10 protein-coding genes and 3 pseudogenes are annotated in these 11,330 nt (G+C 69.6%); 4 read left to right on the forward strand and 9 right to left on the reverse strand.

Going from position 1 to position 11,330, the window contains the following annotated elements; translation table 11 throughout:
• Window positions 1-96 precede the first annotated feature (96 nt).
• Window positions 97-498 (reverse strand): annotated as a pseudogene (locus ACFW2Y_RS30795) (transposase family protein); the annotation flags it as partial.
• 354 nt (window positions 499-852) lie between these two features.
• Complete coding sequence (locus tag ACFW2Y_RS30800; RefSeq protein ID WP_384885684.1) at window positions 853-1,833, reverse strand: LacI family DNA-binding transcriptional regulator; 981 nt, start codon at window positions 1,831-1,833, stop codon at window positions 853-855.
• 174 nt (window positions 1,834-2,007) lie between these two features.
• Between ACFW2Y_RS30800 and ACFW2Y_RS30805 the strand changes: the two genes are divergently transcribed.
• Window positions 2,008-2,991 carry an ROK family protein gene (locus ACFW2Y_RS30805; RefSeq protein ID WP_384885673.1) on the forward strand — a complete coding sequence of 328 codons (984 nt, stop codon included), beginning with the start codon at window positions 2,008-2,010 and terminating at the stop codon, window positions 2,989-2,991.
• A gap of 175 nt (window positions 2,992-3,166) precedes the next feature.
• On the opposite strand, the gene ACFW2Y_RS30810 is transcribed toward ACFW2Y_RS30805, so the two are convergent.
• Together ACFW2Y_RS30810 and ACFW2Y_RS30815 are read right to left on the reverse strand one after the other, a co-directional pair.
• Window positions 3,167-3,346, reverse strand: a complete 180-nt coding sequence (locus ACFW2Y_RS30810) for a hypothetical protein (protein WP_384885675.1) — start codon at window positions 3,344-3,346, stop codon at window positions 3,167-3,169.
• 129 nt (window positions 3,347-3,475) lie between these two features.
• On the reverse strand, window positions 3,476-3,610 hold the full coding sequence (locus ACFW2Y_RS30815) for a hypothetical protein (RefSeq protein ID WP_384885676.1): 135 nt from the start codon (window positions 3,608-3,610) through the stop codon (window positions 3,476-3,478).
• Between the two features lie 268 nt (window positions 3,611-3,878).
• Between ACFW2Y_RS30815 and ACFW2Y_RS30820 the strand changes: the two genes are divergently transcribed.
• Both ACFW2Y_RS30820 and ACFW2Y_RS30825 read left to right on the forward strand, forming a co-directional pair.
• Window positions 3,879-5,138: a WD40 repeat domain-containing protein gene (locus ACFW2Y_RS30820; protein ID WP_384885678.1), complete on the forward strand. Its 1,260-nt coding sequence runs from the start codon at window positions 3,879-3,881 to the stop codon at window positions 5,136-5,138.
• Between the two features lie 990 nt (window positions 5,139-6,128).
• On the forward strand, window positions 6,129-6,605 hold the full coding sequence (locus ACFW2Y_RS30825) for a hypothetical protein (RefSeq protein ID WP_384885679.1): 477 nt from the start codon (window positions 6,129-6,131) through the stop codon (window positions 6,603-6,605).
• A gap of 357 nt (window positions 6,606-6,962) precedes the next feature.
• On the opposite strand, the gene ACFW2Y_RS30830 is transcribed toward ACFW2Y_RS30825, so the two are convergent.
• The 5 genes and pseudogenes from ACFW2Y_RS30830 to ACFW2Y_RS30850 form a co-directional block, all read right to left on the reverse strand.
• On the reverse strand, window positions 6,963-7,529 hold the full coding sequence (locus ACFW2Y_RS30830; RefSeq protein ID WP_384885681.1) for a YrhB domain-containing protein: 567 nt from the start codon (window positions 7,527-7,529) through the stop codon (window positions 6,963-6,965).
• Between the two features lie 318 nt (window positions 7,530-7,847).
• Entirely contained in the window at window positions 7,848-8,741 is an 894-nt protein-coding gene (locus ACFW2Y_RS30835) for a hypothetical protein (protein ID WP_384885683.1), read from the reverse strand.
• 213 nt (window positions 8,742-8,954) lie between these two features.
• Window positions 8,955-10,153: pseudogene (locus ACFW2Y_RS30840) on the reverse strand (IS256 family transposase).
• A gap of 80 nt (window positions 10,154-10,233) precedes the next feature.
• The gene (locus ACFW2Y_RS30845) at window positions 10,234-10,545 is read right to left on the reverse strand and encodes a carbohydrate kinase family protein (RefSeq protein ID WP_384885686.1); all 312 of its coding nucleotides are present in this window, start codon (window positions 10,543-10,545) and stop codon (window positions 10,234-10,236) included.
• A 244-nt stretch (window positions 10,546-10,789) separates the two neighbouring features.
• A pseudogene (locus tag ACFW2Y_RS30850) lies at window positions 10,790-11,149 on the reverse strand (carbohydrate kinase family protein); the annotation flags it as partial.
• On the opposite strand from ACFW2Y_RS30850, the gene ACFW2Y_RS30855 reads away from it, so the two are divergent.
• The coding region (locus ACFW2Y_RS30855; RefSeq protein WP_384885688.1) for a hypothetical protein at window positions 11,094-11,330 on the forward strand (237 nt) is incomplete at its 3' end. The pseudogene ACFW2Y_RS30850 and the gene ACFW2Y_RS30855 sit on opposite strands and share 56 nt — an antisense overlap.

Raw genomic sequence — 11,330 nt, forward strand, 5'->3', positions numbered from 1 at the left:
ACGGCACAACAACTTGCCGCAATCGCCGGGCACGATCTCGCGAGCTCATGACCCGCACCAAGATCAAGGAGTTATTTATCGACAGCTCCCTGGCCCGTACCCCTCGTCGACCCAGCACGGGGTGCCTGTCTCGGCGAGGGCGTCGACGACCGTGTCCGCGGGCCGTGCGGATGCCGTGGACGGCGCCGGGCAGGGCCTGTGATGTCCACAGCAGTCGGCCGAAGAGCGCGGCGATGAACTGCACGTTCATCGCGTGCTTCTTGTGTTTGCCGGAGTGGAACGGCCGGTCAGCGGCCATGCGGTCGATCGGCAGCAGCGTGCCGTCCAGGAAGAGGCACTTCGCCGACGCGGTCCGCACGGCGTCGGTCGGGCCGGGGCAAGAATGACCAGGAGCTCGACCGCCTCGGTGACATGGCGGTAGGTCATCGTGGTGCCGGTGCCGGTGCCGGTGCCGGTGCCGGTGCCGACCGCGAGCTGGGCGTGGGTGTCTCCCATCCTCGTACAGAAAGTTTGATCTGGTCGGGCGTACTGCGGGGTGGCTGAATCACCCCGAGGGGTGCCGCACGTTGACGTCCGTTCACATCGGCGCGATCGACTGGGCTCGGAGCGTTCGGCCGGGTGCGGGTTCGCTGTCAGGTGCCCGGAAGGGACTGGAACCGCGTCAGTCCCCCTGCCGGCTGTCGGAGTTCACCCCTCGAAGTCCGGGGAGCCGGGTTTGACCGCCCGCGCAACCAAAACCCCTCACCGGAGCGGAAACCCGTCTCCCGGGGGGCGTACACCACGACTGCGCCCGATCGGATCCGGCCCGCAGCGGTACGCGGCGCCGGTGGGCCCGGCTCAGCCGAGGGGGCATCAGGCCGGCGGCCCGATCTCGCCCGAGCCGCGGGCGAGGAGCGTCGTGCCGAGCACCAGTCGTTCCGGTGGGCCGTCGGCGCCGTCGAGACGCCTGAAGAGGCATTCCGCTGCCGCCCGGCCGAGGGCGGCGGCGTCCTGGGCGACGACCGTGACGCCGAGGAGGTCGGCCAGTTCGATGTCGTCGAAGCCGACCAGGGCCACCGGATCCGGATGTGCGGCGAGGATCCGGACCGCGGTCACCGTGACCCGGTTGTTCCCCGAGAACACGGCCGTCACCGGCTCGGGCGCCGTCAACATCTCCCGCACCGCCGTGCCCACCCGCTCCGGAGCCGTCGACCCGAGGGACACCCACGCGTCCCGGACCGGCAGCCCGGCCTCCTCCATCGCCGCGCGGTAGCCGCGCAGACGTTCGGCGGCGGTGTGGATGCGGGGGTGGTCCCCGATGAAGCCGATCCGGCGGTGGCCGTGCGCGATCAGATGGCTCACGCCGTCGTGCGCCCCGCCGAAGCTGTCCGACAGGACGGCGTCCGCATCGATCCGGCCGGCGGGCCGGTCGACGAAGACCGTTGCCACCCCTGCCTTGATCTCCGGCTCCAAGTAACGGTGGTCCTCACCGGCGGGAATGACGACGAGGCCGTCGACCCGGCGTGCGCACAGTGCGAGCGCCAACTCCTGCTCCCGCTCGGGGTCTTCGGCGCTGGACCCGTTGAACAACAGGGCCCCGTGCGCCCGCGCGACCTCCTCGACCGCTCGGCTCAGCGGCCCGTAGAAGGGGTCGGCGAGATCCTCCAGGACCAGTCCGACGGTCGCGGTCCTGCCCTTGCGGAGGACGCGCGCGCTGTCGTTCCGCCGGAAACCCAGGGACTCGATGGCTTCCCGCACCCTGCGTTCGGTGTCCGCGGTGACGCCGGGCTCGCCGTTGACGACCCGGGAGACCGTCTTGAGTCCGACGCCCGCGCGGGCGGCGACGTCCTTCATCGTGGGCCGATTGCCGTAGCGGGATCCGGGGCTGCTGGCGATGTCGGCCACGGTGTGCGTTTCCTCCGGAGGGTGTCGAGTCGATCTCGGTTCGAGCATAGGCCCTGGGCAACGTTGTCATGCCGGGAGAGACTATGGAGGAAGGCCTTCTTCCCCCTGCCGACTGGAGTTTGCGTGCCCAGCCACACCGACCGCGCCACGGGTCCCGTCATTGCCCTCGACATCGGAGGAACGAAGATCGCGGGCGCCCTGGTCGACGGTGAGGGCCGCATTCGCGCCCGTGCTCTGCGGGCCACGCCCGCGCAGGAGGGCGGCGAGACCGTGATGGAGGCCGTCGAAGGGGTGCTCACCGCGCTCGCCGACTCCCCGCTGTGGAAGTCCGCGAGAGCCGTCGGCATCGGTAGCGCCGGGCCGGTCGACGCCTCCCGCGGCACTGCGAGTCCGGTCAACGTGCCGGGCTGGCGCGACTATCCGCTCGTCGAGCGGGTTTCCCGGGTCACGAAAGGCCGGCCGGTCACCCTCGTCGGCGACGGCGTCGCGATGACGGCCGCCGAACACTGGCTCGGAGCCGCTCGCGGCCATGCCAACGCCCTGTGCCTCGTGGTTTCCACGGGGGTTGGCGGCGGCCTCGTCCTCGACGGCCGGATCCGCTCCGGGCCCACCGGCAACGCCGGTCACATCGGCCACCTTTCGGTGGACCTGGACGGTGACCCCTGCGCGTGTGGCGGGAGAGGCTGCGTCGAGAGCATCGCGGCCGGGCCGCACCTGGCCCGTCGTGCCCTGGCGAACGGCTGGCGGCCCGGGCCCGATGGTGATGCGTCCGCAGTGGCGGTGGCCGCCTCGGCAGGCGCCGGGGATCCGATCGCCATCGCTTCGTTCGAGCGCGCGGCCCAGGCACTCGCGGCCGGCATTGCCGCCACCGCCGCACTCGTCGAGGTCGACGTCGCCGTCGTCGGCGGTGGGGTGGCGGGTGCCGGTGAGCTCCTTTTCGCCCCACTCCGACGCAGCCTCCGCACCTACGCGGCGCTCTCCTTCACCCGTGACCTGCCGGTCGTGCCCGCCGCCACGGGGACGGACGCGGGCCTGCTCGGTGCCGCTGCCGCGGCCCTCCGGACAGATGTCGCGGTGGTGCGGTCGGAGGCCGTCCACGCTCCTTGAGCCCGGGGGAAAGCCACCAGGGCGGTTCGGCGTCGCTCGACCCACCGGGTCCGCGGCGCGTCCCGCCGGGTGCCGTCCACCCGCCTCGGCGCCGGCGCTGCCGCGGCGGCGAACCCGGCCCGGTGGCCTCCTGGCGGAGGTCGGGACTCCGCGTCGACGACGAGCCGGCGCCCGTTCACTCCCGCAACCGCTCCGGTGTCCGCTGCTCGACGATCACCAGGAACGCGTCCGACTCCAGGTCCATCACGACCCGGGCCGGAACCCCTTCCTCCCTGCGCGCGCCGGCGAATTCCTCCGCCGGCCAGCTGCCCCGTGGGCCTCCGGCCGGAAAACGTTCGAGGACCTTCCGCCCCATCTCCCCATCCCCCTCCTGCTCGCCGTCTCCAACGACCGACGCCCGGAAATGTCACGCACATGCCGAGACATGCACGGATGGTTTCCGTGACGGGGTGCTGCGGCTGCGGTTGAAGGGTGGGGTGACGGGCTACGGGGGCTCCAGACCGAGTCCGGTCTCGGCCATGAAGCCGTCGAGGACTTCGGATCGGCGTTGGGCGCCGCGCAAGCGGTTCTTCACGAGTGGAGTGAGGGCGTCGATCGTCCGGGGCACGAGGTGGGCCAAGCTCGCGGCGCTGGGCGCCAGGCTGGAGGTCTACAGGAAGGGGGTGTTCACGAGTACGTCCGGCCCAAGGCCGATGTCACCGATTGAAGGTCGCTTCCCGCTTGACCATGGATCGTTTCCCGACACCAGACGCCCGTCAGGCTGGCCACCATCCCCATCACCACACGCGGTCTCGCCACTTTCAGCGGGGGATGCGACCGTCGGTGACGTCACAGCAGCACTCGGCCCGGGTGGAGGCACCGTCGGAGGCGCCGACTACGGTGCTGGAATGAGCGATGGACGTGACGGTGCCGACGCTGCGACGGAAGAAGCGGGGGAGGGAGCCCGGTTGGACGATCTCGCCGTACTCATCAGTGGGGATCCGGAGCGGGTGCGGGGGCTGCTGAACAGTGCCGACGGCCCCTGGTCACGCGTGGCGGAGACGGTCTACCGAGCTTCTCGACACGTCCATGAGGGTGCGTCCTCCGCGAATCGACGCCTGCTGCTCGCGCTGGACGCGGCGCGGTACGGGGATCGGGAGCTTTCCGAGCGGATCACCGCGACGCCTGTCGTAGGGGAGCGCGCCTCCCGGTGGAAGGTGGAGTGGGCCACCGGTTCCATGCTCGACATCCGCTCACACCGGACGCTCACCGGCCACGACGACCAGGTGCGCGCGGTCGCGATCCTGGAGATCGACGGCCGACCGCACGCTGTCACCGGCAGCGAAGACAGCACCGTGCTGGTCTGGGACCTGGTCGCCGGGCGCCAGGCTGGTCCGCCTCTCAACGCCCCCGGTCGGCAGTTGAGTTCGTTGGCGGTTCTGGAGATCGACGGCCGACCGCACGCTGTCACCGGTTGCTATGACCACACCGCGTCGATCTGGGACCTCACCACTCGCCGGCAGGCCGGGCCCCCTCTCACCGACCTGTACGGTGGAGTGTGGGTGGTGGCCACAGCGGAGGTCGACGGCCGACCACACGCAGTCACCAGCTCCGGGCACGGCGTGCTACTGGTGAACGACCTTGTCACCCGTCGACCGACCCAGCGGCTCACCGGCTTCAACGGCACCATGTGGGGGGTGGTGACAGTGGAGATCGACGGCCGACCGCACGCGGTCACCAGCGGCGACGAGCGCAAGGTGCGGGTGTGGGATCTGATCGCCGGGCGACAGGTCGGTGCTCCCCTCACCGGCCACAGCTCATGCGTGTGGGCGATGGCCTCAGCGGAGATCGAGGGCCGACCCCATGTCGTAACCGGCAGCGCAAGCGGCACCGTGCGGGTGTGGGATCTGATCGCCGGGCGACAGAACGGTCCGACCCTGACCGGCCATGACGATCGGGTGTGCGCGGTGGCGGTGTCGGAGTTCGACGGGCGACCGCACGCGATCACTGGCAGTGACGACGGCACGGTGCGGGTGTGGGACCTGATCTCCGGACTCCAGGTGGACCAGCTGCTGTTCCCCTCGCCGGTGCAGGCCCTGGCGACGGCTTCGAACGGTCGCCTCTTGGTCGGTTTCGGTTCCGAGGTCGCGGTGTTGAGCCGGATCTGACAGGGTGACCTCGGGGTGTAAAGAAACGGGGCGCACGAGACGAGCGATGGTCGCCCCGATTGCGAGGTCCGGTTCCTGGCACTCCATGGATGCCTGCGGGGGGATGGCAGCGCTCGGAGGGCGAAGAGCGCCGTGTTGCGCTCCACGACGCGGCTTCTGGCCTGGGTCCTGCGGCGTAACCGCACCACCGCGATGACCGCGAGCAGCACCCCCGCGTTGATCGTCGTCATGCGGAATCCGCTCCCGCACGCCCTCGTGGCTGCACGCTCTTCCGGCCTCTGCGCAGTGGCCGGGCATCAGTGCAGCGGACTGCGCATGTGGGCCGCAGCCGGCCGGTGAACGTTGGCGAGACCTTGCCGGGCGGTGTCCGGCTGCCAGTCCGGACACTCGTTCGCGCAAACCCAGAAGGATGACCAGCCGGACGCTTCGCCCCTCTGCCGGGAAGTACCGGCGGCACTGCAACGCCGACCCTGACGGTGCTGTGCCAGGGAGGCGGGCGACAGGAGCTTCAACGACCGTCAGACGGGTCGCCCCGTAGTACGGGGGAACCCAGGTGTCGTTGCTCGTCGGTCCAGGAGAAGGGGTGTGAGAGGGCTTGAGGATTCAATCGAACCGTGGCTGGCGCTGAGGTCGTTCATGGTCGCTGCTCTGCACCACTGCCAGATTCAGCGGCAGCGGAGCCCTGGGCTCGCGGCCTGCAGCGTCGGGCTCAGGCGGGCGCGTTCTGCTCGTACAGGGCAAGGTTCTCACCCGTCGACGGGTGATGGCCCACGCCGTGACCCGTCGGGCAACGATCCTGAACCGTGTGCCGGCGTACGTCCCGGGGCCGCCGAAGTCGTGGTGGATCCGTTCGCCGCATCGATCAGGCGCCGTACCCGATCGGGGTGATACCTGAGTATGAGAGAACGGTTGGCACCCAGGTGTGACGACGGCGAGGTCGTGCGGGCGGGACGGTTCGAGGCGTCACACCAGCGAGGTGGGGAGCCCACGATGTACCCGATCATCCGCACAGTCCGCGCCGACCTCCGGATCGCTGCCCCCGCCTTCCTGGCACTCCCGGCTGGCGTGGCAGCCGCCGCTCTCACTCTGGTCGGCCGCACCGCCTCTTCCGCCCGGTTGCGAACCTGGCTGACCGGGCGCCCCGGCTGGACGGGCGGCCGAGTGCTGTCCCGCGCCGTACTCGGTCTCCCCCTGGACCTGGCGGCCTTCGTGCTGATCGGCTACGCCTTGTTCAACTCGGTCCGTAACTTCGGCTACCCGTTCTGGTACTTCGACACCGACTACCACGGGGCCTGGGGAGGCCCCACCATGGCGGGCGTCTGGACGGTCCACGCCCTCGGCTGGCTTGCCTGCCTAGCGTTCCTGCTCCACTGGCCGGTTCGCTGGCTGGCCAAAGGCCAGCGGGCCCTGGACCACCGCCTTACTACCGCCGGCTTCAGGTCGCAGGCGATCGGCCCGGGCCGATGACGAGCGAGTGGCACCGCCCCCCCGCAGCCGATGACGCTCTTTGAAATCGGCTGTGGCGGACATTCCGTGACGGTGAGTTCCAAACAGTCGCCATGACCGGCAGTATCCCTTCAGGCGAAGGCCAGGTCGCGCGCATCAAGCCGCTCAAACGCCGGTCGTACGGGCGAGCGTCCTCTGCTCTCCTGCGGACGGTGGTCCTCGCCCGGCCGCCCTGATGTCCCGCGGGTCTGCCGAACCGGTGGGGCTGCCGCTGACCTGACGTCGCTGGCGCGCTGACCTGCGAGACGGCGACGCACACCCGGACCGGAAGCCACCGAAGCAAGCCGCATGCCGTCGGCGGGGTCGACTCGTCACAACTCAGAAGTCGGCATCAACGCCATGGGTACGTACGGCCAGTACGCGGTCGAGGGGCTTCACCAGCTCCTGGTGAGCAACGGCCAGGAGCTGTGCCGGCACTTCGCCCGCGAGCAGCCCGGTGACATAGGCGAGGGCATGTGTAGGGGACAGCCCGGTCACCTTGTGGCGAAGGGCGCGGACGGCGGCCATGTGCCCGCCCGCTGCTTCAGCTGCCGTCCGTAGCTCGTCGTGGAGACCATCCATCGGAGTGCGTACCGGCAGCCCTCGGATACGGCCGCGGTAGTCGTCCTCCCATGCCCCCTCGATCTCGGAGACGGCTCCGATCGAGTGGAGCCCGCGGTCGGCCCGGTCGACCAGATACGGACCGTGTCCCACCGACATCGCGGCTGCCTTGCGCGTTCGCGCGTACTCCTCGGATTGGACGTGGACCTTCCAGACCAGCTCGTGCTCGACCACGCTAACGACCACCTCGCGCGAGAACGGCTCGGCCCCAGCGGCAACCCGTGCCTGATGGTCACGCTCCGGGTGTTTCTCAACGATGCGCATCGCTTCATCCCGTTCGATCACAACCGCAGCGTCACCCGGTACCGCGGCTCGCCACCAGCGGATTTCCCCTCGTCAAGACCCTCATTTGCAGGGGCCGAGAACGCGTCCGCGCCGAGAACGCGCCCACGTCGAGCCATGGAGAAATGTCCGACACGGTCGATTTCAGGAATCCTCATCGTCACGGGAATGGTCCGGCCTCGTCACTGTGGATACCGTCCGAGCCGCCGCGCCGGAGGAACTGGCGGAGGGCCCCGGGTCCCGGGGAACGGATCCACGGCAACCTCGCCCGAGCTTCCCCGCCGGCGGACGGAGCGGCAGACCCGGCCAGTACACCGGCGACTACGGCATCGGCATCTGATCGCGGGGCCAGAACGGGTCGGGGGAGGGCAGAGGCGGGTCGGTCCGGGCCTTCGCCAGGCGGCTGGGCCATTCCGCGGCCCACATCAGGGCGACCGCCCCGGCAAGGGACCAGAATCCGGCGATGTGCAGCAGGCCTGTGAGCCACACGATGAGCCAGAGCACCAGGGCATTGACCGAGGCGAGGATCAGCGACGCCACACCGGGCACGGCCAGTTTCAGGGTCGGCGTGAACCGCAGGTGGAACAGGGCGGCGACGACGGCAAGCGTCAGCCACGGGGTACCCGTCGCTTCCACCCCGTCCAGCCACACCGCCGCAACCGCCAGACCAGTCAGGCACGAGAGGTAGCCAGCCAGCGAGCGCAGAGCCTCGGGGCGGCGCTGCTTCACCGGCAGGGCGAGTACGAGCAGCAGAACCGTCCGCACGGCGGCGGCAGAGAGTCCTGCGGTGACGAGATCCTTGAGCCCACCGCCGAGGCCGACGTCCAGCCCGAGCCCGGCGCTCAGCTCCACGCCCGCCCACAGCGCCGCAGGCCCCGCAACCACCAGAACGACGGTCGAAAGCAGCATGCTCAGTGCCGAGTAGAGGAGGTCCCGGCGTACTGGGGCGAAGAACTCCCAGACGGAGGCGTCCCAAGGGGGATCCTCCTCCGTCATGCGCTGCAGATTTCGTTCCGCGGCCCGTCCGAGCATCCGGCTCAGTGGCATGGGCACGAGCAGGACGACGGCGGTGAGAACAGCGGCGATGACGACCACGGCCGTCGCCCGCTCGACCCCGGTGCCGCTGACCCGTAAGGGGAGGACGACCTCGGAGGCCACCCACACGCCGACGGCTGTACACGCCCAATGACCGATGACCCGCCCCGTAGTGTTCATGGAGCCATGATCCCGCCCGGGCAGCGGCGGGGAAAGCCGATTGACGGGGAGCGCCGATCTCGGCGATCACGACGACACGTTCCACACCGTGCTCCGAAAGACACGAGGGGAATCCTCCGTGAGGCCCTGATGGCGTCTCACGACAAGCCGTGGACGCTTCTATCCGTCACGGGGGTGTGTCCAGTAGATGGCTGATCCAGTTTTTTGTAGAGGTCAGTTGGCGGCTGGGGTGAGCCGGCCTTCGAAGGCGATCTGGAAGGCGTTCAGGGGTGCCTTCCAGCGCATGGTCCACCGCTTGCGGCCCTTGCCGGTGGGGTCCAGCGACATGAGCGCCATGTAGACGCACTTCATGGCTGCGGCCTCGTTGGGGAAGTGTCCGCGAGCCCGGACGGCCTTGCGGATCCGTGCGTTGACGGACTCGATCGCGTTCGTCGAGCAGATGACCTTGCGGATCTCGACGTCGAAGGAGAGGAAGGGCACGAACTCGGCCCAGGCGTTCTCCCAGAGCCGGATGACCGCCGGGTACTTCTTGCCCCAGGCTTCCTGGAACTCGCTGAACCGCTCGGTCGCGGCGGCCTCGTTCGGCGCCGTATAGACGGGCTTGAGCGCCTTGGCGATCTTGTCCCAGTCCTGGCGGGCCGCGTGCCGGAAGCTGTTCCTGAGAAGGTGAACGACACAAGTCTGGACAATCGTTCGAGTCCAGACGGTCCCCACCGCTTCCGGCAGGCCCTTCAGCCCGTCGCAGACCAGCATCAGGACGTCGTCGACGCCCCTGTTCTTGAGGTCCGTGAACACGCTCAGCCAGTACTTTGCGCCCTCGCCGCCGTTGCCGGCCCAGATCCCCAGGATGTCGCGGTGGCCCTCGGCGGTCACGGCCATCACGACGTAGATCGGACGGTTCGCGACCTGTCCGTCCCGGATCCTGACGTTGATCGCGTCCACGAACAGCACCGGATAGACGGAGTCCAGCGGGCGATTGGACCATTCCGCCATCCCGTCCATCACCTTGTCCGTAATCGTGGTGATGGTCGCCTTGGACACGCTCGCGCCGTAGACCTCGGCCAGATGCGCGGAGATCTCCCCGTGCGTCAGCCCCTTCGCCGACAGCGACAGCACCATCTCGTCCACCCCGGACAGGCGCCGCTGCCGCTTCTTGACGGTCTGCGGCTCGAACGAACCAGCCACGTCACGGGGGACCTTGACCTCGACCGGGCCGACATCGGTCAGCACAGCCTTCGCCCGGGTCCCGTTGCGGCTGCTGCCGCTGCCCTCGGCACCGTGCTTCTCGTATCCGAGGTGATCGGTGATCTCGCCCTCCAGGGCTGCTCCAGCACCCGCTTCGTCAGCCGCTGGAGCAGCCCACCCTCCCCGGTCAGCTGCAGGCCCTCGCTACGGACCCGGTCCACGAGCATCGCGACCAACTGCTCGTCACTCGCCGGCACGGCCTCCACCGCCGCCTCACTGCCCGGTATCTACTCGATGGTGGTGTCGCTCATCTGGCGTCTCCTTGATCATCGGATCCGCCGATCATTGAACACTCCCCGGCGACCCGTGGTCCGGGGTGCCGGCACTTCAGCGCGCCGGCTCGGTTGCCCCAGGCAGCGGCCTCGCGGATGCCGGCGCCTCGCAGGCGGGCCGCGAGGAAGCCGGCATGGAAGGCATCGCCTGCGCCCGTGCTGTCGGCGACCTCCGCGGGTGCAGCGGCCAGCGTGAAGTGCGCCCCCTTCTCGTCCAGGCCGCCGCAGCCCTCGGCACCCTTCGTGGCGATCACGACGGACGGGCCGAGCATACGGACATGCGCCAGCGCCTTCGCCTCGCCGTCCGTCCGTCCCGGCCAGGGTGCGGATGACTTCCAGCGGAGCGGCGAGTTCGTCCACGTGGGCGAGCAGCAGGGATGCGTCCTTGTGGGCGACCTCCAGGTCGGCGGAGACCCGTACTCCCAGGCTGCGGGCCAGTTCGGCGGCGTTCACCGATGCTTCGAACTCGTGACCGTCGGTGTAGAGGGCGCGGCTGCGGCGCAGGGCGTCGGCCGTGACCAGGCGGGCGGGGACTGTGAGGCGGGGATCCTTGCACATCACGATCGAGCGGGTGCCGGTGGTGGTGTCGACGGCCACCACCGCCACGTGGTGGGGACATCCCGGCACGGTCACCGAGCCCGCCACACTGACACCTGTGTCGGTCAGGGACGCCTTGGCCTGTTCGCCCCAGGCGTCATCACCGAACATTCCCGCATAGTGAACAGCCAGACCCAGTCCGGCGAGGTCCACCGCGACGTTGGAGCCCTGTCCGCCCGCGTGTTGGGCCAGGCTGTTGGCATGGACCTTCTGGTCGGGTCGCAGCGTTTCCCGGCCGGTGAACACCAAGTCGATGGTGTTGAAACCGATCACGATCACGTCACTGCCTGTCATCGTCACAAGCTCCTCTTCTCCGGCGGACGCCGTGTTCAGGCACACCCGGCGGCGGCCGCTGACTCGACCAGGTCGGGCCGAGGCAGCGGCGGCGCGGCCGGTCGCCGCGTCGCCGCTGTGGTTACGTCAGGTAGGGCCCGTCCGTGGCGATCTTTCCCCGGGGGGTTTTGCTGCCGCCGAG

The sequence above is a fragment of the Streptomyces sp. NPDC058877 genome, assembly GCF_042742855.1.
Lineage (GTDB): Bacteria > Actinomycetota > Actinomycetes > Streptomycetales > Streptomycetaceae > Streptomyces.

Bases quoted from the DNA above. Each gene is read 5' to 3' on its own strand.
- ACFW2Y_RS30800 (WP_384885684.1), bottom strand. From the start codon at position 1,833: ATGAAGGACGTCGCCGCCCGCGCGGGCGTCGGACTCAAGACGGTCTCC.
- ACFW2Y_RS30810 (WP_384885675.1), bottom strand. From the start codon at position 3,346: ATGGGGCGGAAGGTCCTCGAACGTTTTCCGGCCGGAGGCCCACGGGGC.
- ACFW2Y_RS30820 (WP_384885678.1), top strand. From the start codon at position 3,879: ATGAGCGATGGACGTGACGGTGCCGACGCTGCGACGGAAGAAGCGGGG.
- ACFW2Y_RS30825 (WP_384885679.1), top strand. From the start codon at position 6,129: ATGTACCCGATCATCCGCACAGTCCGCGCCGACCTCCGGATCGCTGCC.
- ACFW2Y_RS30835 (WP_384885683.1), bottom strand. From the start codon at position 8,741: ATGAACACTACGGGGCGGGTCATCGGTCATTGGGCGTGTACAGCCGTC.